The organism is Maribacter sp. MMG018 (assembly GCF_018100785.1).
In the GTDB taxonomy this organism is placed as follows: domain Bacteria; phylum Bacteroidota; class Bacteroidia; order Flavobacteriales; family Flavobacteriaceae; genus Maribacter.
In genome coordinates, this window is the sequence record NZ_JAGJEC010000003.1 from 217,568 (window position 1) to 241,400 (window position 23,833).

Annotated in this window: 26 protein-coding genes and 1 other RNA gene; 17 read left to right on the forward strand and 10 right to left on the reverse strand. The window is 37.4% G+C overall.

Features of this window, described 5'->3' with window-relative positions; all coding sequences use genetic code 11:
• Nucleotides 1-14: 14 nt before the first annotated feature.
• The 5 genes from J8L85_RS14945 (at nt 15) to J8L85_RS14965 (ending at nt 5,477) form a co-directional block, all read left to right on the forward strand.
• Nucleotides 15-929, forward strand: a complete 915-nt coding sequence (locus J8L85_RS14945) for a DUF368 domain-containing protein (protein WP_211018586.1) — start codon at nt 15-17, stop codon at nt 927-929.
• 12 nt (nt 930-941) lie between these two features.
• The gene (locus J8L85_RS14950) at nt 942-1,961 is read left to right on the forward strand and encodes a DUF368 domain-containing protein (RefSeq protein ID WP_211018587.1); all 1,020 of its coding nucleotides are present in this window, start codon (nt 942-944) and stop codon (nt 1,959-1,961) included.
• Nucleotides 1,933-2,685, forward strand: coding sequence for a shikimate dehydrogenase (locus tag J8L85_RS14955; protein ID WP_211018588.1), 753 nt, complete (start codon nt 1,933-1,935; stop codon nt 2,683-2,685). The genes J8L85_RS14950 and J8L85_RS14955 overlap by 29 nt, the downstream gene beginning before the upstream one ends.
• A 173-nt stretch (nt 2,686-2,858) precedes the next feature.
• Nucleotides 2,859-4,865 carry a DUF349 domain-containing protein gene (locus J8L85_RS14960; RefSeq protein WP_211018591.1) on the forward strand — a complete coding sequence of 669 codons (2,007 nt, stop codon included), beginning with the start codon at nt 2,859-2,861 and terminating at the stop codon, nt 4,863-4,865.
• A 78-nt stretch (nt 4,866-4,943) separates the two neighbouring features.
• Nucleotides 4,944-5,477: a DUF3124 domain-containing protein gene (locus J8L85_RS14965; protein WP_211018593.1), complete on the forward strand. Its 534-nt coding sequence runs from the start codon at nt 4,944-4,946 to the stop codon at nt 5,475-5,477.
• Between the two features lie 60 nt (nt 5,478-5,537).
• On the opposite strand, the gene rny is transcribed toward J8L85_RS14965, so the two are convergent.
• The 4 genes from rny to J8L85_RS14985 all read right to left on the reverse strand — a co-directional run bounded on the left by rny (nt 5,538) and on the right by J8L85_RS14985 (nt 7,919).
• Complete coding sequence (gene rny / locus J8L85_RS14970) at nt 5,538-7,106, reverse strand: ribonuclease Y (protein WP_211018594.1); 1,569 nt, start codon at nt 7,104-7,106, stop codon at nt 5,538-5,540.
• A gap of 49 nt (nt 7,107-7,155) precedes the next feature.
• Nucleotides 7,156-7,265, reverse strand: a non-coding RNA gene (gene ssrS, locus J8L85_RS14975) — 6S RNA.
• A gap of 56 nt (nt 7,266-7,321) precedes the next feature.
• Nucleotides 7,322-7,618, reverse strand: coding sequence for a cell division protein ZapA (locus tag J8L85_RS14980; protein ID WP_211018596.1), 297 nt, complete (start codon nt 7,616-7,618; stop codon nt 7,322-7,324).
• 10 nt (nt 7,619-7,628) lie between these two features.
• The gene (locus tag J8L85_RS14985) at nt 7,629-7,919 is read right to left on the reverse strand and encodes a hypothetical protein (protein ID WP_211018597.1); all 291 of its coding nucleotides are present in this window, start codon (nt 7,917-7,919) and stop codon (nt 7,629-7,631) included.
• Nucleotides 7,920-8,112: 193 nt separating this feature from the next.
• On the opposite strand from J8L85_RS14985, the gene J8L85_RS14990 reads away from it, so the two are divergent.
• From J8L85_RS14990 to J8L85_RS15000, 3 genes are read left to right on the forward strand one after another with little or no spacing between them, the layout of a single operon-like run.
• On the forward strand, nt 8,113-9,804 hold the full coding sequence (locus J8L85_RS14990; protein ID WP_211018598.1) for a M23 family metallopeptidase: 1,692 nt from the start codon (nt 8,113-8,115) through the stop codon (nt 9,802-9,804).
• A 5-nt stretch (nt 9,805-9,809) separates the two neighbouring features.
• Complete coding sequence (locus J8L85_RS14995) at nt 9,810-12,275, forward strand: carboxypeptidase-like regulatory domain-containing protein (protein WP_247656690.1); 2,466 nt, start codon at nt 9,810-9,812, stop codon at nt 12,273-12,275.
• A 5-nt stretch (nt 12,276-12,280) separates the two neighbouring features.
• A complete protein-coding gene (locus J8L85_RS15000; protein ID WP_047245889.1) occupies nt 12,281-12,931 on the forward strand; it encodes a hypothetical protein in 651 nt (216 codons plus the stop codon).
• 12 nt (nt 12,932-12,943) lie between these two features.
• Here the strand turns inward: J8L85_RS15000 and J8L85_RS15005 are convergent, their stop codons facing one another.
• The gene (locus J8L85_RS15005; protein WP_211018599.1) at nt 12,944-14,092 is read right to left on the reverse strand and encodes a cysteine desulfurase family protein; all 1,149 of its coding nucleotides are present in this window, start codon (nt 14,090-14,092) and stop codon (nt 12,944-12,946) included.
• A gap of 112 nt (nt 14,093-14,204) precedes the next feature.
• Between J8L85_RS15005 and J8L85_RS15010 the strand changes: the two genes are divergently transcribed.
• Complete coding sequence (locus tag J8L85_RS15010) at nt 14,205-14,708, forward strand: hypothetical protein (protein WP_211018600.1); 504 nt, start codon at nt 14,205-14,207, stop codon at nt 14,706-14,708.
• Between the two features lie 3 nt (nt 14,709-14,711).
• Here the strand turns inward: J8L85_RS15010 and J8L85_RS15015 are convergent, their stop codons facing one another.
• Complete coding sequence (locus tag J8L85_RS15015) at nt 14,712-15,254, reverse strand: Smr/MutS family protein (RefSeq protein ID WP_211018601.1); 543 nt, start codon at nt 15,252-15,254, stop codon at nt 14,712-14,714.
• A 105-nt stretch (nt 15,255-15,359) separates the two neighbouring features.
• Here J8L85_RS15015 and J8L85_RS15020 point away from each other — a divergent pair, with 105 nt between their 5' ends.
• Genes J8L85_RS15020 through J8L85_RS15030 form a run of 3 tightly spaced genes read left to right on the forward strand, consistent with a single transcriptional unit; the run spans nt 15,360 to nt 16,284 of the window.
• The gene (locus J8L85_RS15020; protein ID WP_282103043.1) at nt 15,360-15,620 is read left to right on the forward strand and encodes a DUF2752 domain-containing protein; all 261 of its coding nucleotides are present in this window, start codon (nt 15,360-15,362) and stop codon (nt 15,618-15,620) included.
• Nucleotides 15,621-15,636: 16 nt separating this feature from the next.
• Nucleotides 15,637-15,966 carry a CCC motif membrane protein gene (locus J8L85_RS15025; RefSeq protein ID WP_211018604.1) on the forward strand — a complete coding sequence of 110 codons (330 nt, stop codon included), beginning with the start codon at nt 15,637-15,639 and terminating at the stop codon, nt 15,964-15,966.
• Between the two features lie 6 nt (nt 15,967-15,972).
• Nucleotides 15,973-16,284, forward strand: coding sequence for a CCC motif membrane protein (locus tag J8L85_RS15030; RefSeq protein ID WP_211018606.1), 312 nt, complete (start codon nt 15,973-15,975; stop codon nt 16,282-16,284).
• 59 nt (nt 16,285-16,343) lie between these two features.
• Here the strand turns inward: J8L85_RS15030 and rocD are convergent, their stop codons facing one another.
• The gene (rocD, locus tag J8L85_RS15035; protein ID WP_211018608.1) at nt 16,344-17,588 is read right to left on the reverse strand and encodes an ornithine--oxo-acid transaminase; all 1,245 of its coding nucleotides are present in this window, start codon (nt 17,586-17,588) and stop codon (nt 16,344-16,346) included.
• Between the two features lie 219 nt (nt 17,589-17,807).
• Between rocD and rlmD the strand changes: the two genes are divergently transcribed.
• From rlmD to J8L85_RS15050, 3 genes are read left to right on the forward strand one after another with little or no spacing between them, the layout of a single operon-like run.
• Nucleotides 17,808-19,220 carry a 23S rRNA (uracil(1939)-C(5))-methyltransferase RlmD gene (rlmD, locus tag J8L85_RS15040; protein ID WP_211018610.1) on the forward strand — a complete coding sequence of 471 codons (1,413 nt, stop codon included), beginning with the start codon at nt 17,808-17,810 and terminating at the stop codon, nt 19,218-19,220.
• A gap of 1 nt (nt 19,221) precedes the next feature.
• Nucleotides 19,222-19,728 carry a DUF6452 family protein gene (locus tag J8L85_RS15045; protein ID WP_211018612.1) on the forward strand — a complete coding sequence of 169 codons (507 nt, stop codon included), beginning with the start codon at nt 19,222-19,224 and terminating at the stop codon, nt 19,726-19,728.
• Nucleotides 19,709-20,473, forward strand: a complete 765-nt coding sequence (locus J8L85_RS15050) for a DUF6048 family protein (RefSeq protein ID WP_211018614.1) — start codon at nt 19,709-19,711, stop codon at nt 20,471-20,473. The genes J8L85_RS15045 and J8L85_RS15050 overlap by 20 nt, the downstream gene beginning before the upstream one ends.
• Here J8L85_RS15050 and J8L85_RS15055 read toward each other — a convergent pair whose 3' ends face one another.
• Nucleotides 20,474-20,704: a hypothetical protein gene (locus J8L85_RS15055; protein WP_211018616.1), complete on the reverse strand. Its 231-nt coding sequence runs from the start codon at nt 20,702-20,704 to the stop codon at nt 20,474-20,476.
• A 4-nt stretch (nt 20,705-20,708) separates the two neighbouring features.
• On the reverse strand, nt 20,709-21,869 hold the full coding sequence (locus J8L85_RS15060) for a THUMP domain-containing protein (RefSeq protein ID WP_211018617.1): 1,161 nt from the start codon (nt 21,867-21,869) through the stop codon (nt 20,709-20,711).
• Nucleotides 21,870-21,956: 87 nt separating this feature from the next.
• On the opposite strand from J8L85_RS15060, the gene J8L85_RS15065 reads away from it, so the two are divergent.
• Both J8L85_RS15065 and J8L85_RS15070 read left to right on the forward strand, forming a co-directional pair.
• Nucleotides 21,957-22,628 (forward strand): ZIP family metal transporter, encoded by a 672-nt coding sequence (locus tag J8L85_RS15065; RefSeq protein WP_211018618.1) that lies wholly within the window; start codon nt 21,957-21,959, stop codon nt 22,626-22,628.
• Nucleotides 22,629-23,054 (forward strand): DUF4268 domain-containing protein, encoded by a 426-nt coding sequence (locus J8L85_RS15070; RefSeq protein WP_211018619.1) that lies wholly within the window; start codon nt 22,629-22,631, stop codon nt 23,052-23,054. It abuts the gene before it with no gap.
• A 72-nt stretch (nt 23,055-23,126) separates the two neighbouring features.
• On the opposite strand, the gene J8L85_RS15075 is transcribed toward J8L85_RS15070, so the two are convergent.
• Nucleotides 23,127-23,756 (reverse strand): hemolysin III family protein, encoded by a 630-nt coding sequence (locus J8L85_RS15075; protein ID WP_211018620.1) that lies wholly within the window; start codon nt 23,754-23,756, stop codon nt 23,127-23,129.
• Between the last annotated feature and the right edge of the window lie 77 nt (nt 23,757-23,833).

Below are 23,833 nucleotides of genomic sequence, written 5' to 3' on the forward strand. Positions count from 1 at the left end.
TTTACTCCTAAACTATGGGAAATAGAAATTTATTAGACTATATATTTATTATCCTGAAAGGTATGGCCATGGGTGCGGCAGATGTTGTACCTGGGGTATCCGGTGGCACCATTGCCTTTATTTCAGGCATATACGAAGAACTGATATCCTCTATAAACAGCATAAACCTAGGCTTATTAAAGACTTGGAAAGCCGATGGCTTTAAAACGGTTTGGGGCAAGGTAAACGGCAATTTCTTGCTAGCCCTTTTCACGGGAATATTCATCAGCCTTTTTTCGTTGGCCACCCTCGTAAGTTGGTTACTAGAAAACGAACCCATTTTACTTTGGTCGTTCTTTTTCGGTTTGGTCGCCGCAAGCGTATTTTTTGTAGGCAAAGAAATTCAAAAGTGGCATGTAGGAACCATTACGGCCCTTGTATCGGGAGCGCTGATCGCTTTTTTTATTACTACTTTACCGCCGAGCGAAAATATCGACGGTCTACCCTTTTTGTTCTTGTCGGGGGCGTTGGCCGTTTGCGCCATGATCTTACCGGGTATCTCTGGAGCCTTTATCTTGGTTTTACTAGGTTCTTACAAAACAATATTGGATGCCGTTCATGAAAGGGATATTAAAATAGTTATTACCGTCGGTGTAGGAGCCGTTTTTGGCCTTCTCAGTTTTGCCAAACTTTTAAAATGGATGTTCACTAATTACAAGAATATTACATTGGCCCTTCTAACTGGTTTCATCGTAGGTTCTTTAAACAAAATATGGCCCTGGAAGAGAGTTTTAGAAACAAAGGTCTACGGTGAAAAAACAGTAATTATAGATACCAACACCTCTCCACTGAGCTATGAGGGCGATCCTCAAATATTCTATGCCATCCTTGCTGCGCTCATAGGTTTTTCCCTTATTTTTATATTGGAAAAAACTGCTTCAAAAAAGTAAGAGAGCTCCCCAATGAACGAATCACGAACCTTACAGGATAAACTATTCCTAATCATCAAAGGACTTTGTATGGGTGCCGCCAATAAAGTTCCCGGTGTTTCTGGCGGTATCGTCGCTTTTGTAGCCGGATTTTATGAAGAGTTTATTTATTCGCTTCAAAAAATCAACGGAAAGGCCTTAAAATTATTGGTCAACGGTAGATTTAAAAGCTTCTATAGATACATCAACGGCTCGTTTCTCACCTTATTGATCTTTGGTATGCTGGTAAGTTATTTCAGCATTTCAAAAGTTTTGGACTACTTTCTTGAAAAAAAGGAACTATTTGTATGGGCAGCTTTTTTTGGAATGATCCTAGGGTCTATCTATTATATCGGAAAAGATTTTGGGCATTGGACAAAAAGGACAATACCTGCCGCCCTAATTGGCCTGGCCGTAGGCATATCCATCAGTTTTTTAAATCCTGCCAAAGAAAACGACAATCTCCTGTTTATTTTCTTCTGTGGCATCATCAGTGTATCAGGTATGACATTACCAGGGCTCTCGGGATCTTTTATCCTTATTTTATTGGGAAATTACGTCTTGTTATTAGTAGACTCGGTAAACGCACTTTACGATACGTTTTCAGAAATTTTAATAGGAGACTTTAGTTTCACCTCTAATACAGAACGTCTAAGAACCTTAAAAATACTGGCAGTTTTCACATTAGGGTCCGCCACGGGCCTAGTTACCTTGTCACATATTCTAAGTTATGTACTCAAACATTACAAGCATATTACCACTGCGGTAATTTTAGGTTTTATAACAGGGTCTTTAGGGGTTGTATGGCCGTGGAAAAAGGCCGTCTTTAAAAAGGACATCAACGGCGATATTCTTTTTGACTCGAACGGAAAAGAAATAATAACGAACTACGAACGATATCTTCCGCACCTAGATATTTCCGAAACGTGGTGGGCGTTCTTTTTTATTATTTTTGGTGTCAGCATATTATTACTTTTAGATTGGTATGGAAAAAACAGAAAAAGAACCACATAAGTTCGGATTGGTAGGCAAAAATATTTCCTACTCTTTTTCCAGAGGTTATTTCGCTAAAAAATTCGAGGATTTAGGTCTAGACGACTATAGCTATGTAAATTTTGACCTAGAAAACATCTCCGAACTAAATGACCTAATAGCCCAAACAGAAAACCTAAAAGGTTTAAACGTTACCATACCGTACAAAGAGGAGATTATTCCCTTTTTAGAAAATTTAGATGATGCCGCTGCCGAAATAGGTGCCGTCAATACGGTCAAGTTCAACAAAGGTTTCATGACGGGCTACAACACCGATGCCTACGGGTTTCAAAGATCATTGGAGCCTTACCTTAAAGCACATCATAAAAAAGCCTTGATATTAGGTACGGGCGGAGCGTCAAAAGCCATTGCATATGTCTTAAAAAACTTGGGAATTTCCTTCAAATTCGTTTCTAGGTCAAAAAGGGAGGACGGTTACACCTATCCCGAATTGACAAAAGACATTATCGAAGACCGTCTGCTCATAATAAATTGCACTCCCTTGGGAACCTACCCCGATGTAAACAACAAGCCCAACATACCATATGACCACATAAACAAAAAACATCTTTTGTTCGATTTAATATATAACCCAGAAACAAGTGCTTTTCTACAAAATGGACAAGCAAGGGGAGCTACCATATTAAACGGATTAAAAATGTTGGAGTTTCAAGCAGAAAAAGCATGGGAAATATGGAATAGATAGTCAAAATAAAGCTACCTAAAAGCTCTACAAACAAATCAATTCCCATTTTAACAAAATACGGGGAATAAAATATTTCACAAGAACATTGACCTATTGCACAAATCAAAAAGAACAGTTATATTCTTTGCAATTCTTATCGTTGTTACTATATTGTAAACACCTAATATTGGAAAATGTCAGAAGAGAAAAAAAACATAATACCTGAGAAAAAAGTGATAGAAGACAACCCTAAAGTTGCCAATGCGGAAGAATCCAATTTAAAGGAAAACGCAGAAAAAGCGGAGGAACAAAAGACTGTCGAGGAATCCGACAACGCGTCAGAAACCCAAAAGGAATTGGAAGTCTTGGACGAGATAGAAGAAAGCAACGCAGAGGATGCGGAGGATACCGATACGCAAAAGCGCCATGAAATTCCTTTGTTGGACTACCATTCGATGTCAATGGAAAACTTGGTCGGAGAACTGCAAAGGTTGATTCGAAACGAAAAGGTACAAGCTATTAAAAAGCATGTGGACAGTATTCGCGATGAGTTCAATTTAAAATTCCAAGATTTTATTGAACAGAAAAAGGAAGATTTTATCGCGAACGGTGGCAATGAAATAGACTTTAAATATAACTCTGTAACCAAAAGACAGTTTAATGAAGTTTATGCCGAATATCGTGAAAAGAGAAATCAACATTATAAAAATTTAGAAAAAAGCCACAAAGAAAACTTGGCGTACAGGCTAGAACTCATCGAGAATTTAAAAGGCCTTGTCAATGTTGAAGAAGATATAAATACCACCTATAAGAATTTTAAGGAAATACAGGAGAAGTGGCGAAATGCCGGCCCCATACCTAGAACGGAGTACAACAATGTATGGCGTACCTATCACCATCATATTGAAATTTTTTATGATTTTCTTCATTTAAATAGAGAACTTAGAGACCTTGACTTTAAACACAATTTAGAAGAAAAACAAAAAATCGTAGAAAGAGCGGAAGCTTTGGCAGCCGAACCCGACCTAAACAAAGCTTTTAGAGAATTACAGGTACTGCATAAAATCTGGAAAGAAGATATTGGGCCTGTAGGAAAAGAACATAGAGAAGAAATATGGCAACGGTTCAGTAATGCCACCAAAGTAATACATGAAAGAAGGCAAGAATACTTCAAAGAGCTGGACAAGCTTAACGAACAAAATCTAGAAAAGAAAAATGGTATTATCGAAGAGATTAAAAAACTCTCGGAAAATATCGCAAACAATCATAGAGAATTACAAAAACAGATAAAGCAGCTAGAGGAGCTTAGGGAATCATTCTTTAAGGCAGGCAAAGTACCCCAAAAAGACAACGAAAAAACATGGTCAGCATTTAAGACCGCGGTCAGAAGTTTCAATAGAAACAAAAATGCCTTCTACAAGAACCTAAAAAAGGAACAACAAGAAAACCTTGACAAAAAAAGAGCTCTTTTAGAGATTGCGGTTTCATTAAAGGATAGTGATGACTTTGACAGCACCACTGCAGAAATGAAACGTATTCAAAGCGAATGGAAAAAAATTGGCCATGTACCTAGAAAGTTTTCCGACAAATTATGGAAAGAGTTCAAAGAAGCTTGCAACCACTATTTTGACCGCTTGCATGCTTCAAAGAACGATTCTTATAAAGAAGAGTCTGAGAATTTAGAAAAAAAGGAAGCTATATTGTCCAATTTAAAGGCGTTTGAACTTAGTGGCGAAAGGGAAGCCGATTTGCAGAGTATCAAAAAATTCATAGAAGATTGGAAAGCCATCGGCCATGTACCCTTTAAACAAAAGAACATAAACCAAAAGTTCAATAAAATAATAGACGCTCTTTTTAACAAGCTAAATATTAGTCCTCAAGAATCAGAACTACTAAAGTATGGCAATAAGATCCAAAAGCTGAAAGAAGATGACAACCAAGAAAGGGCCATTCAAAAAGAACGTAGTTTTATCAGAAAAAAAATAGAGGAAAGTAAAAATGAAATCCGCCAATTAGAGAACAACCTTCAGTTTTTCTCTAACGATTCGGAAAACAATCCTTTGGTAAAAGACGTAATAAAAAGGGTAGAGAGCCATAAAGAGGCCCTGACTTCATGGAAAAACAAACTTAAGAAACTGAATATCCTTCAAAATAACCTTCAAAAGGTCTCCGAGGAAGAGACTGGTCCTGAAGAAGAGTAGATGGTTATATTCTATAAATATTCGTTAATGACAACACTGCATACTTGTTTTATAAACTAACCTTTTTATAATATAGCAATGAAAACATATGTTCAAAAAAGTTTAGCTCTTATAACCCTAGTATCTTTAGCTAGTTGTGGCGATTTTGATAGTTTTAAAAAACATGAGGAAGAACCGTTATCTACCGTAGATTGGTCGCATAAAGAGGTAAACTTAAAAAGTATAGACTCTTTGATATACGGAAAATCATATCTATCGGTCTACTCTCAAGTTTATAGTTACACCGAACACACGTCTTTAGACCTGACCGCCACGGTAAGTATACGAAATACAAATTCTGACGCGAAAAGCTATTTAATAAGAGCGGACTACTACGATACCCATGGCAAAAAATTACACTCTTACGTTGATGCGCCCATAGCTGTAGATGAACTGGAAACCTTAGAAATAGTTATTGCAGAATTTGATCAAAAGGGAGGCACAGGGGCCAATTTCATCTTTGAGTGGGCGGTAGAGCCATCGACCAGCAAACCTATTTTTGAAGCTATAATGATATCTACTTATGGCCAACAAGGATTATCTTTTATTAGTCATGGACACCAAATAGAATAAAAAATTATATCCATAAAAAAAGAGGGCCATTGGCCCTCTTTTTTATAACTATCTGTTTTATTACTTTGCTACGTTTACCGCCCTTGTTTCTCGAATTACGGTAACTTTTACTTGTCCGGGATACGTCATGTCGGTTTGTATTTTTTGAGAAATCTCAAACGATAACTGGGCCGCCCTCTCATCGTTCACTTTTTCACTTTCTACGATTACCCTAAGCTCTCTACCGGCCTGTATCGCATAAGCCTTCTGTACACCGCTAAAACCAAAGGCTATTTCTTCAAGGTCTTTTAGTCTTTGTATATAAGAATCCAATACCTGTCTTCTTGCTCCAGGTCTAGCACCGCTAATGGCATCACAAACCTGCACTATTGGAGATATCAATGTTTTCATTTCTATCTCGTCATGGTGTGCCCCTATCGCATTGCACACTTCCGGTTTCTCTCCATACTTTTCGGCCCACTGCATACCTAAGATAGCATGTGGTGTTTCTACTTCTGCCTCGGTATTTGGCACCTTACCTATATCGTGTAACAAACCTGCCCTTTTAGCAATTTTCGGATTAAGACCCAATTCAGAGGCCATAACACCACAAAGCTTGGCAACCTCACGCGAGTGTTGCAATAAATTCTGCCCATAAGAAGAACGATACTTCATTCTACCTACCGCTTTAATAAGTTCTGGATGTAATCCGTGTATACCTAAATCTATAACCGTACGTTTTCCTATCTCTACTATCTCGGCCTCTATCTGCTTTTCGGTCTTCTTAACTATCTCTTCGATTCTTGCCGGGTGTATTCTACCATCGGTCACTAACTTGTGCAACGACAGCCTTGCGACTTCTCTTCTTACGGAATCGAAACAGGACAGAATAATCGCTTCAGGAGTATCGTCTACTATTATCTCTACCCCAGTCGCAGATTCAAGCGCCCTAATGTTTCTTCCTTCCCTACCAATGATCCTACCTTTAACATCATCAGATTCTATATTGAAAACAGAAACACAATTCTCAACGGCCTCTTCGGTTCCTATTCTCTGAATAGTGTTGATCACTATTTTTCTTGCTTCTTGTTGCGCCGTAAGTTTGGCCTCTTCCACCGTCGTCTGAATATACCCCATGGCATCGGTCTTAGCCGTGTCCTTGAGGCTTTCTATCAACTGACTTTTAGCTTCTTCGGCAGAAAGCCCAGATATAACTTCCAGTTGCTGAACTTGACTCTTGTGAAGCCTATCTACCTCTGATTGCTTTTTCTCGTAAAACTCTTTTCTATGCTCAACGTCTTTCAGTTTATTGTTCAGCTGAGCATTCAATTGCTTGTTTTTGGCAAGCTCACTGCTTATCTGTGATTCTTTGTCCCTTGTTCTTTTTTCTGCTTCGGCAATTTTCTTGTCTTTATTGATAATGACCTTTTCATGTTCGGCCTTCAATTCCAAAAACTTCTCCTTTGCCTGTAGGATCTTATCCTTTTTAATGTTCTCCCCTTCTATTTTAGCCTCTTTCACAATATGGGCCGCCTCTTTTTTTGCATTGGCTATTGTTTTAGAGGCCTTGCCTTTTTCCATAAACTTGGCGATCGCGAAACCAATTGCCAAACCTATAATACCTACTATTATAATCATTGTACTATCCATAGTGTCATATATATTTAAAAAAAAAGCCCACATTGGAGAAGTTTTGTACAAACTCCGGTAAACAGGTTTAGGGCTAACAGACTGATCAAGGATCCTTATACAAGTAAGGCTTGCTTTTACAACCTAAACTCACCCTTTTTAAACAAATTAATGTTGAGTTCGTCAAAAGATAATACCAATGTGGGCAGTAACTTAATGTATTTTAAAGAACGTTTTTATTTTGTAGCCAGCTGTGAATCGACCAAATCGGCAAGGGCTTTTAAACGTTCCTCCGCTTTTTTGGTTCCTTCGGTTTGTTCTATGCCCTTTTGCTCTATCTTAGAGGCAAACTGTAAGGCGCACATGGCCAAAACATCTTGCTTGTCCCTAACAGCATAATTTTGCTCAAACTTTTTGGCCAAATGTTCTATATTTTTGGCCGCTTTCCTTAAACCTTCCTCTTGGCTGGGATCTATCGTTAATGGGTAGACCCTATCGGCAATGGAAAGCTTTATTTTGAGCTTTTCTGACATATCGTTAACATTATTCCGAAAGCTGCGCTATACAATAGTCCAACTCTCTTATCAATGTATTTATTTTAAGCTTAGCTTCTGTTTTATTTGTATTACTGCCAAGCATCGTATTTGCAAGTTTGAGCGAATTATATTTTTCCTCCCATTCGGAAACCATTTGCTGAGTTTTCTCTTGATCGGCCTTTATACTCATCAATTCATTTTCCAGCGTCTTATTAGCCTTGTTAAGAACTTCCAATCTATGAAGCAACTTGCTAATCTTATTCTCTAAGGAATCAACGATTTGAATTAATTCGCCCATACACAAATTTGATGCGATTTACACAAAGTTAACATTCGTTTATTGACTTAGCAATACTTTTTATAAATATTCTTTTGTGAATTACTTAAACCACCACAAACATTAGACCTTATGGACATTTGTTATATTTACCTTCTTCAACTTTCACCAATTGATGGCTATTATTTATTTTCGTACCAACTTTGTATTTGCTATGAAAAAAATTGCCACCACATTACTATTGATCTTTTCCATGAATTTGTTCGGTCAGGAGAATTATCCCAAAGATGCCTTTAGGCTTCCCTTGGATATACCAATAATTTTGGCAGGAACCTTTGGCGAATTGCGTTCCAACCATTTTCATTCCGGTATCGACATCAAAACCCAACAAAGAGAAGGTCTTCCGGTATACAGTATCGGAGACGGTACTATTACAAGAATAAAAGTATCGCTTTGGGGGTACGGGAAGGTCATTTATGTAGCACATCCAAACGGGTATACCTCTGTATATGGGCACCTTCAAAAGTTTTCCCCAAAAATAGAAGCCTATATCAAAAAACTACAGTATAAAAAAAAGTCATACGAAGTTGAAGTCTTTCCGGATTACGGAGAGTTAAAGCTAGAGAAAGGGGAGCTTATCGCTTATAGTGGAAATACAGGAGGGTCTTCTGGGCCTCACCTTCACTTTGAAATAAGAAGTAGTATTTCAGAAAAACCTACAAATCCATTGTTATATGGCATAGATGTGGCCGATGCGACCAACCCTACCTTAGAAAAATTGTTCGTATACCCCCTATCTAAAGACGCACAAGTAAACCAAAGTACCGATAAAATTCAAATTAATTACAGCAGACAACCAGACGGCACCTATTTGACCAACAAAATAAATGCCTTGGGAAAGATCGGTATCGGATTCGTTGGCTTTGACCGCCAAGATATGGCAGCAAATAAAAACGGGGTGTACTCGGTCTCTTTGACGGTTAACGGAAAAACCTATAGTTCATATGATTTTGAATCTTTTTCTTTTGGCGAGACCAGATACATTAACACGTTGATAGATTATGAGTATTATGGCAAATACAGGCAAAGAATACAAAAAACATTTAGGTCCCCAGGCAATAACCTAAGTATATACAAAGAGCTTTACAACAATGGAACCATTGATATAAGAGAAGGTTTAAGTTACAACGTTCAACTATTGATCAAGGATTATAAGGGAAACGATGTTACCGTTAACATTCCTATCGAAGGAAAAAGAGAAGAAATCAAAATAACAAAGGACAATGACAAAACGGATAATTTTGTTATCGCCAAAAAGCCCAATAACTTTGATTTGGGAGGTGCCAAGGTTTATTTTCCCGAAAACACTTTTTATGAAGACTTTTATATTGATTTAAAAAAGGGAAAAGATACTGTTGGCATTCATAGAAATACGGTTCCGGCACACAGAAACTTCACCATCACATTTGATGTGGACAAATACACCCAAGAAGAACGTAAAAAGCTCTTTATCGCCAGACTGGACAGCAGGTTAAGACCTAGTTATGTTAGTACCTATAAAAGAGGCAATACATTCACCGCCAGAACCAGATACCTGGGCACGTATACTTTGGCAAAAGATACTGTTCCACCAAAGATCAGGACCAAGAATTTCAAAGAAAAACAGTGGCTTAACAATTATAAATATTTAAGCATTCATATATCTGACGACCTAAGCGGCATTAACACCTATTCCGCCACCTTGAACGGCGAATGGATCTTAATGGAGTACGAACCCAAAAAAAATACACTTACCTATAATTTTGATGATAAGATCTTAGATAAGAAACAATGTAAACTTGTAGTTACCGTTACAGATAATGTAGGCAATACAAGTACATTGTCGACTTCCTTTTATAGAAAATAAAATCTTTGGGATTTTGTAAACATTTTTTTCTGCTCATATTATTCTGCCATACTTATAGTATTGCGCAGAATGCCACTATTACGGGGGTTGTATTGAACGAGGACAATGAACCTTTATCTAACGTAAATATTATCTCAGAAGAAAACGGAACCGCTTCCGACGAAAACGGTTTTTATATTTTAAACGTACTTTCCGACACGAAGGTTTCTATTACATTTACCCATCTAGGGCATAAAAAGGTGGTATTAAAAAACCTTTTACTAAGCACCAACGAGACTTTTGAGTTTAATCCGGTGTTGAAATCAAATACCATTCAGGTAGATGGAGTAACCGTGACGCCAAACGGCAAAAAAGAGGTAAACGGTATTCTATCTATTTCACCTGAACAAGCAAGAAAAATACCCGGGGCCAATGCAGGTGTAGAGAACATTTTAAAATTACTGCCGGGCGTTACCTCCAATAACGAACTTAGCACACAATATTCGGTACGAGGTGGCAACTATGATGAAAACCTGGTATACATTAATGAAATAGAGGTATATCGTCCGTTCTTGATCAGATCCGCACAACAAGAAGGCCTAAGTTTCGTAAACAGCGACCTAACACAGGATGTCAAATTTTCATCGGGAGGTTTCCAAGCCAAGTATGGCGACAAGCTGTCATCGGTACTGGACATCACTTACAAAACTCCATCTTCGCTCTCCATTAAAGGTGATATTAGTTTATTAGGAGTTAGCGCCAGTTTGGAAACAAGATCAAAAAACAAAAGATTCGGTAGTATTACAGGCGTACGCTATAGAAACAACGCCTTATTGTTAAATAGCCTACAGACCCAGAGTAATATCAGGCCTTCGTTTACGGACGTTCAAAATTATATGACCTATCAATTCTCCAAAAAATTCAACCTTAACTTTTTAGGAAATATTTCCGTCAACAACTACAAGAACGAGCCCTTTCAACGACAAACAAATTTCGGCACTTTTGATGCTCCCCAAGCTCTTACCATTTTTTATGAGGGATCCGAGGTAAATCGTTATAGCACAGCCCTCGGAGCTTTAAAAGGAAATTACTATTTAAACGAGAATACTACCCTTAAATTAATATCCTCTATTTACCATACCACAGAAGAGGAGTATTCAGATGTTGTGGCCTCCTATGAATTAGGAGAGGTGGACAGTAACCCAACTAGTGATAATTATGGCGGAGCCACCAATACAAGGGGCGTAGGGTCACAGTTCAATAGATCTAGAAACGATCTAGATGCCTTGATATTTAATCTTGAACACAAGGGCATTCACCAAAAAAACGATACAAAATTAGAATGGGGGATCAAATACACCCATGAAGATATAAGAGATCAGCTCAGAGAATCTGAATTTATAGATTCCTTAGGATTTTCGGTCCGCCCCCCTACTAGCGAATTCATAAACGATCAACCAGAAACACCTTTTAATGCCCCTTTGGTAGCCTACCAGAACGTAAACGCGACCAATTTTGTTAAAACAAATCGCTTTTCAGGATATGTACAGGTAGGGATCCAAAAAAAATGGAAAGAACATAACATCTATTATAATCTAGGGCTTAGGACTCAACATTGGACAGTAAGCGGCAAAAATGTTGAAAAAGTAGCACAGACCGTTCTTAGCCCAAGAGCACAATTCACCATTAAACCGAATTGGAAAAGAGACATGCTCTTTAGGGTATCTGGAGGTGTATACCACCAACCTCCTTTTTATAGAGAGCTAAGAGACAGTACCGGTACCGTTAACCCAAACGTTAAGGCACAAAGATCTTTACATTTGGTACTAGGTAACGAATACAGTTTTTTGTTATGGAACAGACCGTTTAAGCTTATCACCGAAAGCTATTATAAAAAATTGGATAATGTAAATCCATATACACTAGAAGATGTTCGTATAAGGTACAGTGCCGATAACAGTGCAAAAGCCTATGTCTATGGAGCCGAATTAAGAATGAACGGAGCTTTTGTTCCGGGCACCGAATCGTGGATAAGCCTAGGCTATCTGCAAACCAAAGAAAATAGAGACAACAGGGGCTATATTTCCAGACCCACCGATCAACGCCTTAAAATGGGGATTCTTTTTCAAGATTACATTCCAAATATTCCCGATTTAAAAATGTATTTGAACTTGATATACAGTACAGGTGTGCCTGGCGGTTCCCCTAGTTATGCCGACCCTTATATTTTTCAGAATAGATTAAGAGATTATAAGCGTGCAGATTTAGGAATTTCCTATATTTTTGTAGGCAAGAACAAAACCTTTGATAGTAATCATTGGTTACGTTCTTTTAAAGAACTAAGTGTTGGTTTTGAGATTTTTAATCTGTTCAACAATCAAAATTCCATAACAAACACATGGGTACGTGACGTAGATAGCAAAAATGAGTATGCCGTGCCTAATTACCTTACGTCCAGAGTTCTTAATTTAAGACTACAAATGAGATTGTAATTACTATGCAAAAAATAATTTTCTTCTTAATATTATTAGGTAGCGTTACCGTAAACGCTCAAAAGAATATTTATGAAAATGCCCGGTTCGACCAATTGAGCCGCAACCACAAAGTACTGGCAATACTGCCATTTCTGACCAATTTAGATTTAAAAATCAATGCCACGGCCGAAGATTTAAAATCTTTGGAAGAAAAAGAAGGCTATGCCGTTCAGAATGCCCTGGAAACTTATTTCTCTAAAAGAAAGAAGAAAAAGAAATTGTCGGTAGAATTTCAAAACACCAAGGATACCAAAGCTATTTTGGCCCAGAACAATATCGATTATAGTAATATTGATGTATACACGACAAAACAATTAAGTGAAATATTAGGTGTTGATGCGGTCATTAGCGGTACCATCGACTTAAAAGTTCTTTTATCAAAAGGGGTCTCTACGGATTTTAGTATCACCGATTATTTTTCTGGAAACGCCGATTATGGTCGTATAGGTGTTAAGATCAGTGATGGTGATACTGGTAAGTTACTCTGGAAGTACGAAAAGGAAATCAATAAAAAAACAGGCAAGAACACCACTGACCTAATTGATAAAATGATGAAACTTGCCATTAGAAAATTCCCTTACGAAAAAGAGAGAAAAAAGGACAGAAAAGAATAAGAAGCTGCTACCTTATTGCAGCGTAAACTCCTTTAATACGCTTATCGTATAATCTATCTCCTCTTTTGTGTTATATTTTGAAAAAGAGAAACGCAATGATGGTTTCTTCAAATCTTCCTCACTCAATATTTCCGACAGTACATGCGAACCCTTGTCGCTTCCCGACTGACACGCACTACCTTTAGAACAGGCGATACCTTTAATATCTAAATGAAACAATAGCATCAACCCTTTTTCTGGGGTTACCGGTAAACAAACATTTACCAAAGTATAGGTGCTCTTATCCATATTACCGGAAAGGCCGTTAAACTTGGCATCGGGTATTTCCGCCTTTACTTTTTCGATAAAGTATTTTTTTAGGTCCGACACGTATTGTTGTTCTTCCCTTAAATTGTCATACGCCAAAACAAAAGCCTCTTCTAACCCTACAATGTTATGAAAGGCTTCGGTACCGGCTCGGTATCCCCTTTCTTGAGACCCGCCGGATATCATACAACCAAGTCCAGAATTTTTTCTGATAAAGGCAAAACCAATCCCTTTTGGCCCATGAAATTTATGTGCGGCGGCGGCTAAAAAATCTACGGGAACCTCTTTAACGTCCCATTCAAAATGCCCAATGGACTGTACAGAATCGGAATGAAAAAGAGCTCCATGTTCTTTCACCAAATTAGCAATGGATAGAACATCAATCTTATTACCTATTTCATTGTTCACATGCATTAAACTTACCAGCTTCTTGCTATCGTCCTTTTGAAGCAATTCTTTTAAATGGTCCTGTTTTGGGCACCCATCGGCATCAAGATCCACAAACTCTAAGGTTATTAGGCCATTATCCCTTAAATCTTCGACCGTATGAAGCACCGCGTGGTGTTCAATTTTACTGGTAATTATGGTCTGTACTCCCAAATCTTTGACTGCGCACCTCAGTATCATATTATCTGCCTCTGTACCGCCAGAAGTAAAAATAATCTCTGAAGGATGAGCGTTCATTCGTTTTGCAATGGTCTTTCTTGCGCTCTCTATCGCCGTTTTGGCCGTTCTTCCGAAACTGTGGGTAGATGACGGATTACCATAGTCCTTCATCAATGCATCTTGCATCTTGGCAATTACCTCGTCCCTAACCCTTGTTGTAGCCGCATTATCTAAATAAACATGTTTCATTGCTCTCACCGTCATTTTAAAGGGGACAAAAATAATTTAATTTAAGTTAATTTACACTTAAATGAGTTTAAAGCTTTCTCGGCATATCCAATATTTAATTTAAATTTGAATCATGAAAAAATGCATCGGTATTATTCTCTTTACACTATTGTTTTCTTGCAACGATGGTGACCTAGAAATAGAAACCCTAGATTTTGACAGTATTGAGACTATTCAGTATTGTGATGAAATATCCACAACATCATCCAATGTTCTTTTTAAGATAAATGGAGACGAGGCCTTGATTATAGAACTTCCGAGTGAAGCGATAAAAAATGAAGCTACGACCGAGGATATTGTTGTTGAAGTAGATGAATCGGGGTCTGTGATTTACCGTGTATTTTCCGATGACGTAACCTCTAGCTATTTTTGCGACGATGTCCCTCCTGTATCTCCAACAGTATTAACAGAGGTCAATGCCGAAGACGGACAAATTTATATTACTACCGTAGCCATAGACTCAGTAACGTTTCAGCATACCATAGCATTAAGCGGTATTTCATTGGTAACCGACAACGACAATAGAATAACAGACTTGAGCATCAACGAATTTGGGGTTATAACCACAAGTTTATAGTAATCAATAATTCTGATAAATATAAATTTCGGTGGCGCCCAGACCGTATTTCTGATAATCGGCATCGTAGTACTTCACATTTTCGTACTTTTTAAATAGGTAATGTAGCTCCTCTTTTAATACGCCTGCTCCTACCCCATGTATAAAAACAACTTTTTGTATCCGCTTGCGTATAGCAAAATCCAACTGTCTTTTGGCTGTCTCCAATTGCAAGTTCAACATGTCGTGGTTACTTAATTTTTTTGGGTTTTTAACCAATTGATTAATATGGAGGTCAACCTCCATTTTCGGCATATTCCTTTCTTTGGGTTTTACGACCTTTGTATTTTTCCTTTTAGGAAGTTCCTTTTCTTTTTTAACCAAGGCAACTTCATAGTTGCTCACCTTTATATCATCGGCTATTCTTACCAATTCACTTTCATCGAATTGTAAAGGAAAACCATCATCACTATTAACGGTAATAATGGAACCGTCGATCTTAATGACCTCACCACTGACCACATCATCAATGGCCTCTACCCTGTCTCCTATTTTTAAATCTGCCAAAATTTTGTTTTGATTAGTCAAAAATAATGGTAATTTTCGGCTTTAGAACAATTAACAAATATGCGATTTTTAACTTTTTTATACTTCTTAGGTATTGAAAACTATATGCTTCCTTGCTTTACCAAACAGGTCTTTGACATGGATTGCCCCGGTTGTGGCCTGCAAAGATCTCTTCTTTTTTTAATTAGAGGTGAATTTGTTTCCGCCTTTAAGATGTATCCCGGCATATACCCCATGCTTTTACTGTTCTTATTTTTACTGATAAACAAATCTGTCAACATCAAATTTTCCAATCTGATCACTAATGTGTTAATGATAATAACAGCGGGGACTATAATAATTAATTACACACTAAAATTCATATAACTAAACCTTTAAAATTATGGAACAACAAAAATTACCCAACGTTACTATTATCATAGTACTATCCATTCTTGGCTTTGTTTGCTGCTGCTTCGCAGGATTACCAGGAATATTATTAGGAGGTATAGGACTATTTCTTGCTCAGAAAGATGAAAAAACCTATAGAGCAAATCCAGAAGATTATTCTAACTACAGTACTTTAAAAACCGCAAAAATAATTGCTATCGTGGTTCTTGTATTAGGTATAATCTATTTTTTAATGACTGCCTGGTCTATCTACAATACCGGTTGGGACGCACAAATGGAACAATCTCGCCAGATTTTAGAACAATGGGGAATCGAAGAATAAATATATATGGCCAATCAACCTTTACCAGGAGCAAGTAATGCTCTAACATTCGGAATATTATCCATTGTATTGACCATATTCTGTTGTGGTCCGTTCGGTGCTATATTTAGTTTTATCGGTTTGAGCAATGCTAAAAAAGCCGAAAATGCCTATAAAACCGATTCGGATAATGTTTATAGTGGTTTCGAAAATGTGAAAACAGGAAGGATCCTATCCTATATCGGATTAGGCCTTGCCCTTGTTTATTTAATTTTCGCCATTATTTACTTTGGTGCCATTGTCGCTTTAGTGATGGCATCGTCGCAAGGAGAATTTTAATTATATATAATACCAGCGATAAAAAAAATCCTCGATGTACATCGAGGATTTTTTTATTTCTATTTTTTAAATTCGGAGAGTGTCTTAATAATAATGGAAACACAATCCATCAATTGTTCACGGTTCATCACCAAGGGCGGTGCAAACCTTATAATGTTGCCATGGGTAGGTTTGGCCAATAATCCATTTTCTTTCAATGCCATACAAATATCCCAAGCAGTAGAACTATCTTCGGTATCGTTGATCAAAATTGCGTTTAAAAGACCTTTGCCCCTAACGCTATTTACCAAATCACATGTTGGTATAAATTTATTTAACTCTGATCTAAAGAGTTCGCCTAACTCGAACGCATTTTCAGCAAGATTTTCTTCCTTAACAACTTCCAGAGCCGCCATACCCACTGCTGCCGCTATAGGGTTTCCGCCAAAAGTACTACCATGGTTACCCGGACGTATAACTCCCATTACACCATCATCCGCCAAAACGGCCGACACAGGATAGGCCCCTCCAGAAAGAGCTTTACCTAGAATCAAGATATCAGGTTTTACATTCTCATGATCAACTGCTAACATTTTACCAGTTCTGGCAATACCTGTTTGCACTTCATCAGCTATAAAAAGAACCCCATATTCTTCGCACAGTGCCTTAGCCTTGCTCAAGTAGCCTTCAGTAGGTACATAAACGCCAGCTTCTCCCTGAATAGGTTCCACCAAAAACCCAGCAACATTGTTATTGGATTTCAAAGCCGCTTCCAAGGCTTCAAGATTATCGTACTCTATCTTAATAAATCCGTCGGTATACGGTCCAAAATTCTTACGTGCTATGGGATCGTTACTAAAAGATATGATAGTAGTGGTTCTACCATGAAAATTATTTTCACAGACAATGATCTGTGCCTCGTTTTCTGATATTTTCTTTTTCTCGTAAGCCCATTTTCTACAGATTTTCAAGGCTGTCTCTACAGCTTCCGCCCCCGTATTCATAGGCAACAATTTGTCGAACCCGAAAGTCTCAGTCACATATTTTTCATATCGGCCCAACATATCATTGTAAAAAGCCCTTGAAGTCAAGGTCAATCTTTGGGCCTGATCGGTCATTGCCTTTACAATTTTTGGGTGGCAGTGCCCTTGGTTTACTGCCGAATAGGCAGAAAGAAAATCGTAATACCTCTTTTCTTCAACATCCCATACATACACACCTTCACCTCTGCTCAGTACTACTGGTAACGGGTGATAATTGTGTGCTCCATACTTGTTCTCTAAATCTATCGCTTGTTGCGATGTTAATTGCTCTAAAATAGCCATTTCATTATGAAATTAAAGTTGATAAAATAACCATTCCTACTGTACCTTTATTCTTTCGAAGACTCGAAAAAGCAGCGTGGGAGAGAAATCATCCTTGAAGGGTGTCAAAAATACAAATTTAAGTTATCAAAATAAACAATATCGACGAACGCCCACATTCATTGTTAATACTATCCATAACTATATTCGCATTCCAAAGAAACCATTTATTTTTGCGCTATGCGAAAAAAGAAAAAGCGGCAGGTATTCGAAAATGTCGAAGTAATAGATGCCGGAGCAAAAGGAAAGACTATTGGAAAGGCACCAGACGGAAGGGTCATTTTTTTGACCAATACTGTTCCAGGGGACATAGTGGACGTTCAGACCACCAAAAAGAGAAAAGCCTATTTTGAAGGAACCGCTATAAAGTTTCATACTTTATCGGACAAGCGAGTTTCTCCCCAATGCCAACATTTTGGTGTCTGCGGAGGCTGTAAGTGGCAAAATATGGGCTACGAGCACCAACTCTTTTTCAAACAAAAAGAAGTTGAGAACAATCTAAAACGCATAGGCCACTTAGATCTACCCAAAATTGACCCTATTCTGGGTTCTAAAGAACAATATTTCTATCGAAACAAGATGGAGTTTTCATTTTCCGATAGTAGATGGTTAACCTTGGATGAAATAAACTCTGACGAGGAAATAACCGATAAAAATGCTTTAGGTTTTCATATTCCGGGTATGTGGGACAAAATATTGGACGTCAAGAAATGTCATTTACAACGTGATCCTTCAAATGCCATAAGGCTAGCGACTCGTGATTTTGCCATAGCGAACGGATTGTCATTTTTTAACCCCAGACACCAGCACGGTCTGCTCAGAACCCTTATGATCCGTACCGCATCTACAGGTGAGCTGATGGTGATGATACAGTTTTATGAGGACGATAAGGTCAAACGAGAGCTTTTATTGAACCATCTTAAAGAAACCTTCCCCGAGATAACCTCTCTTTTATACGTAATCAACCAAAAGCAGAACGATACCATTTATGACCAAGAAATCGTATGTTTTAATGGGCGCGATCATATATTTGAAGAAATGGAAGGCCTTAAATTTAAGATAACGGCCAAATCTTTCTACCAGACCAATTCTGACCAGGCATACGAGCTTTACAAAATAACAAGACAATTTGCCGACCTTAAAGGCGATGAACTTGTTTACGACCTGTATACAGGTACAGGAACCATTGCCCAATTCGTGGCCCAAAAGGCAAAAAAAGTAGTAGGTATAGAATCGGTACCGGAAGCTATTGCAGATGCAAAGGCCAATGCTACCCGCAATCAAATAGATAATGTAGATTTTTATGTGGGCGACATGAAAAATGTTTTTAACGAACAGTTCATTGCCGAAAACGGGGTGCCGGATATTATTATAACAGACCCCCCAAGAGATGGCATGCATAAAGATGTGGTTCAGCAAATCTTGAACGTATCCCCAGAAAGAGTGGTCTATGTTAGCTGCAATAGTGCCACACAGGCCAGGGACCTAGCGTTAATGAAAGATATGTACAATGTGGTAAAAGTGCAACCTGTTGATATGTTTCCACAAACGCACCATGTTGAAAATGTTGTACTTTTGGAAAAGAAAAAATAGCATGGCGAAATTTCGATTGTTTGTTTTTATTTTACTCGGTATTCTCATGGTCGCCTCCTGTGAAAAGGATGATATATGTATTGAAGGGGACACCCCTCTATTAGTTATCGAATTTTATGATATTTCCGATACTACAGAATTAAAAAGTGTAACTGCCCTACGTGTGGTAGGCGAAGGCCAAAGCACCACAGTAAACACGATTTCTGACAGATCCGATTTAAATACCATCACCCTTCCGTTAAAAACCGATGAAGACGAAACAACTTTTCTGCTAATTTCAGATTCTGCCTCTGATGAATCAGGAGCAGAAACAGGTAATATAGATACGGTTACGTTTAATTACGAACGTATCGAGGATTTTGCCTCACGTGCCTGTGGCTTCGTTATAAGTTATTCAAATCTATCGGCAAATGTGCAAACGGACAGCGAACCTTGGATAGCCGACATTGAGGTCGTCATAAGTAATTTTACAAACTCAGATTCTACCCATGTTAAGATATTTCACTAGTATTTTTATTTTTCTAAGTGTAATATCCTCTATTGCACAAAGCAAACCCATTGATACAAAACCAAAAGATACGGTGGTTTACAAACAGGCCTACGGCATTAGGGCTGGTATAGACTTGAGCAGACCTATAATCTCGGCGCTTGATGACAATTATAAAGGATTCGAGATCGTAGCAGATTATAGACTTACACAAAAACTATATATTGCTGCCGAACTTGGAACGGAGGACAAAACCAAACAAGAGGACCTATACAACTTTACTACTACCGGAAGTTATATAAAAGTTGGTATTGACAATAATACGTATGCCAATTGGTACGGAGAACAAAATTCTATCCATATGGGCGGACGTTTGGCTTTTAGCTCATTTAGCCAAACCTTGAACAATTATCAATATTACGACTCCAATAGATACTGGAATCCAGATTCTTTTTCAGATGGCTCTAATGTTGCTGAAGAATTTTCTGGAAGAACCGCAGTTTGGGTCGAAGCTGTTTTTGGTACCAAAGTAGAATTATTTGCGAATATTTTTATGGGCGCCAGTATTAGATTGGGTTTTTTGGTATCAAATAGTGATGGAGGAGACGATCGTTTCCCCAACCTATGGATTCCCGGTTTTAACAAGGTTACCGACGGAAGCAACTTCGGAGTAGGTTATAACTACTCAATTTCATACTTCTTGCCTCTATATAAGAAGAATAAAAAAACTGAGAAGAAAATAGAAGAACTGGAAAAAGAACAATAACTATAGTTCTTTGATCTCTTTAATAAAAATCCACTTCATCATTAGTTTTTCTTTTCCTTTAATCTGAGCCACCGCAAATTTAGGAGATACGACCATTGCTATTATAGCCGAAAGAATAGAGATATAAACTGGTTTGATATCTGAAATAAATGCGAGACCAAATCTTGCCAACAAAAAAATAACGGCAAATCCGATAAAATTAAAAATTAATGCCTTTTGTTTTGCTTTCATTTATTTAAGATCTGTTGTGTTTGGCTTTTTTACTTCCTTCGTACATCTCGTATTTTACCAGTCTTGATTCTAAGTGGCTATTAAAAACTTTTATCTTTCTAGAAGGCCTAAGTCCCACAAATTTCAAAGCCTCTAAGTTAGATGTTATCAGCCAAGCATTGGTACCTGGGTACCCCTGTTTTAACGTGTCACCTATAGCACTATAAAAATTTTCCATTTCAATATCCAAACGCTCCCCATAGGGCGGGTTGAAGCAGATATGTAACGGTCCTACGGTTTCTTTCCTTGTTTTAAAAAAATCTTTTCTCTCTACGGTGATATACTCAGACAAATGAGCGTTCTCAATGTTATCTTCGGCCTTTCTTACGGCAGACGGCGCTTTGTCATAACCTATAATGTTATGATGAAACTCTCGTGCTTTTTTAAGGCTTGCATCCACGATTTTATTGTACAGCTCCTCATCAAAATCGTACCATTTTTCAAAGGCAAACCCTTTTCTGTTGATATTGGCAGGAATATTACAGGCAATCATAGCCGCCTCGGTCAACATGGTTCCACTTCCACACATGGGATCTAAAAAATCGCATTGTCCGTCCCAACCGCTCAGCAGCAAAAGACCTGCGGCCAACACCTCATTTATTGGAGCTATATTGGTAGCTGTTCTATACCCTCGATGATGTAGGCTACTACCCGAACTATCTAAAGATACATTACAGTTATTTTTATGAATATGAATATTTATCCGTAAATCAGGGTTCTTAACATCAACATCCGGTCTTTTACCATCCGTATCCCTGAATCTATCAACAATAGCATCTTTTGTTTTTTGAGAAACATAAAGTGAATGTGTAAAATTATCCGAATTTACCGTAGTATCAATGGCAAAGGTATCATTGACAGAAAGGTACTCCGACCAATCCATTCTATAAATTTTACGATAAAGGTCATTTTCGTTACTTACCTGAAACGAGTGTATTGGTTTTATAATTTTAATAGCCGTTCTAAGACATAGGTTCGCCTTGTACATAAAACCGTTGTCTCCCTCAAAAGAAACATTACGCACACCTTCTTTTACATTGCCTGCACCAAGGTTTCTTAGTTCCTTGGCCAGTATTTCCTCAAAGCCAAAAAGTGTCTTGGCCACCATTTTAAAATTATTACCCATAAGCTATTTTTAGCGTAGCGCAAAAATACACTAATTTTGACGCAGAGAAAGGTTCAGCTCTCTAATCAAATACGAAATAAATTATAGATGATTTATATTTTACCAATTCTTGGGGTACTGTTAAGCTTTCTTTTTGTTGTAATCGTCAAACCCAAGAAAAAAGAGCATTTTAGATTGTTATTAGCTTTTAGTGGGGCCTTTCTATTAGCACTGACCATTTTTGAATTACTACCAGAAGTATACGCAAGTTCAAATACAAAGCTGATTGGCATATGCATTATGCTAGGTATCCTTTTACAGGTTTTTTTAGAATTTTTTTCAAAAGGTGCAGAACATGGGCATGTACATTTATCTGGAGAAAACACCACTTTCCCTTGGCTCTTATTCGTAAGTTTAACTTTACACTCATTACTGGACGGTATCCCTATTTCTGACCACGGAACCATCATTTATGGTATTCTAATTCATAAAATACCTATTGCCATTATACTAAGTGTTTTTCTACTAAACTCTAAACTAAAACCAATATACGCAGGCTTATTTATGGTATTATTCTCTCTTATGACGCCTTTAGGCACTTATTTATCCAACAATGTAGATATAATACTTTCCTTTAAAAATGAGTTGAATGCAGTGGTTATAGGAGTGCTTTTGCATATTTCTACCGTAATACTGTTCGAAAGTTCAGAAGGGCATAAATTTAACTTGAGAAAAATGATAGTAATTTTACTTGGCATAACAATCGCTTATTTTCTATAAATGTTCAGTAAAGAAGAATCAAGAAAATTACGAGAAGAGTTCTGGATTTCATTTGGCAAATCCTATCCCAGAAAATGGATTTTATATAAAACCAAAATCAAGGGACTTTCCTTTAAATTTCACTTTGATGTAAAAAAGGCTATGGTCTCTTTAGACATTGAAGGCGATCTAAATAAACGTATAGAACTGTGGGAAAAAATTGTCTCCTTAAAATCTATCTTAATTTCTGATTATCTGCCCGATGCACATTTTGAAGATTATCACCTATTGGATAATCACAAAGAAATATCAAGGGTATACCTTATTAAAGACAAGGTATCCATTCACAATAAAAACACTTGGCGCGAGACAATGGAATTTCTAAACAAGAATATGGCAGCTTTCGAAGCATTTTATACAGAATATAAAGATATTATCCAACCATAATCGTTTTTTGCCCTTACAAAGCCCTTACTTTTGTTTCTTGGGTATTATTCATCGGTCATAAACCTATTTGTTCTATACTACATCTAAATAGATAAAAAACCAATGGCTAATTGCGCCTGCCAGTACAAATAAATGCCAAATAAAATGATTGAAAGGTATTTTTTGAATGGCGTAGAAAATAATACCCAACGTATAGAACAATCCTCCTGAAATCAATAAAATAATTCCTAGATCGGTAGTATTTAAAATCAGGTTTCCAAAATCGAAAACGATCATCCACCCCATGGCAACATATAAAATCAATGAGAGAAACTCATACTTTCCCGTAAAAAAGAGTTTAAGCACGGTACCTATTATAGCAATGCCCCAAACAACATAAAATATCTCCCAACCATTACCATCGGCTAAAGTAATTAGGGAAACCGGTGTATACGTACCAGCGATCAACCAATAAATATTTGCGTGATCTAGAATTCTTAATTTGCTTTTAACCGTATTTCTTTCCACCGCATGGTAACATGCAGAAATAACGAACATAGAAATCAATGAAATACTATATACGACAATACTTATAACTACTAAACTACTATTGGAACTATTCTTTTTTAACAAGAAGAATAACCCTAACAGCGAAAGAAATGCACCTATTAAATGTGAAATAGAATTATAGAATTCTTCTTTAGGTAACCTACTTAATTTCATTTTATGATAAAAAACAAAATTTACTAATTGTAAGAAAGCGATACAAGAAGAGCGAAACCATTTTTAATAAAAACACT

What these genes read in the sequence shown, in the direction of transcription:
- J8L85_RS14945 (WP_211018586.1), top strand. Translation starts at nt 15, where the DNA reads ATGGGAAATAGAAATTTATTAGACTATATATTTATTATCCTGAAAGGT.
- J8L85_RS14950 (WP_211018587.1), top strand. Translation starts at nt 942, where the DNA reads ATGAACGAATCACGAACCTTACAGGATAAACTATTCCTAATCATCAAA.
- J8L85_RS14955 (WP_211018588.1), top strand. Translation starts at nt 1,933, where the DNA reads ATGGAAAAAACAGAAAAAGAACCACATAAGTTCGGATTGGTAGGCAAA.
- J8L85_RS14960 (WP_211018591.1), top strand. Translation starts at nt 2,859, where the DNA reads ATGTCAGAAGAGAAAAAAAACATAATACCTGAGAAAAAAGTGATAGAA.
- J8L85_RS14965 (WP_211018593.1), top strand. Translation starts at nt 4,944, where the DNA reads ATGAAAACATATGTTCAAAAAAGTTTAGCTCTTATAACCCTAGTATCT.
- rny (WP_211018594.1), bottom strand. Translation starts at nt 7,106, where the DNA reads ATGGATAGTACAATGATTATAATAGTAGGTATTATAGGTTTGGCAATT.
- J8L85_RS14980 (WP_211018596.1), bottom strand. Translation starts at nt 7,618, where the DNA reads ATGTCAGAAAAGCTCAAAATAAAGCTTTCCATTGCCGATAGGGTCTAC.
- J8L85_RS14985 (WP_211018597.1), bottom strand. Translation starts at nt 7,919, where the DNA reads ATGGGCGAATTAATTCAAATCGTTGATTCCTTAGAGAATAAGATTAGC.
- J8L85_RS14990 (WP_211018598.1), top strand. Translation starts at nt 8,113, where the DNA reads ATGAAAAAAATTGCCACCACATTACTATTGATCTTTTCCATGAATTTG.
- J8L85_RS15000 (WP_047245889.1), top strand. Translation starts at nt 12,281, where the DNA reads ATGCAAAAAATAATTTTCTTCTTAATATTATTAGGTAGCGTTACCGTA.
- J8L85_RS15005 (WP_211018599.1), bottom strand. Translation starts at nt 14,092, where the DNA reads ATGAAACATGTTTATTTAGATAATGCGGCTACAACAAGGGTTAGGGAC.
- J8L85_RS15010 (WP_211018600.1), top strand. Translation starts at nt 14,205, where the DNA reads ATGAAAAAATGCATCGGTATTATTCTCTTTACACTATTGTTTTCTTGC.
- J8L85_RS15020 (WP_282103043.1), top strand. Translation starts at nt 15,360, where the DNA reads ATGCTTCCTTGCTTTACCAAACAGGTCTTTGACATGGATTGCCCCGGT.
- J8L85_RS15025 (WP_211018604.1), top strand. Translation starts at nt 15,637, where the DNA reads ATGGAACAACAAAAATTACCCAACGTTACTATTATCATAGTACTATCC.
- J8L85_RS15030 (WP_211018606.1), top strand. Translation starts at nt 15,973, where the DNA reads ATGGCCAATCAACCTTTACCAGGAGCAAGTAATGCTCTAACATTCGGA.
- rocD (WP_211018608.1), bottom strand. Translation starts at nt 17,588, where the DNA reads ATGGCTATTTTAGAGCAATTAACATCGCAACAAGCGATAGATTTAGAG.
- rlmD (WP_211018610.1), top strand. Translation starts at nt 17,808, where the DNA reads ATGCGAAAAAAGAAAAAGCGGCAGGTATTCGAAAATGTCGAAGTAATA.
- J8L85_RS15045 (WP_211018612.1), top strand. Translation starts at nt 19,222, where the DNA reads ATGGCGAAATTTCGATTGTTTGTTTTTATTTTACTCGGTATTCTCATG.
- J8L85_RS15050 (WP_211018614.1), top strand. Translation starts at nt 19,709, where the DNA reads ATGTTAAGATATTTCACTAGTATTTTTATTTTTCTAAGTGTAATATCC.
- J8L85_RS15055 (WP_211018616.1), bottom strand. Translation starts at nt 20,704, where the DNA reads ATGAAAGCAAAACAAAAGGCATTAATTTTTAATTTTATCGGATTTGCC.
- J8L85_RS15060 (WP_211018617.1), bottom strand. Translation starts at nt 21,869, where the DNA reads ATGGGTAATAATTTTAAAATGGTGGCCAAGACACTTTTTGGCTTTGAG.
- J8L85_RS15065 (WP_211018618.1), top strand. Translation starts at nt 21,957, where the DNA reads ATGATTTATATTTTACCAATTCTTGGGGTACTGTTAAGCTTTCTTTTT.
- J8L85_RS15070 (WP_211018619.1), top strand. Translation starts at nt 22,629, where the DNA reads ATGTTCAGTAAAGAAGAATCAAGAAAATTACGAGAAGAGTTCTGGATT.
- J8L85_RS15075 (WP_211018620.1), bottom strand. Translation starts at nt 23,756, where the DNA reads ATGAAATTAAGTAGGTTACCTAAAGAAGAATTCTATAATTCTATTTCA.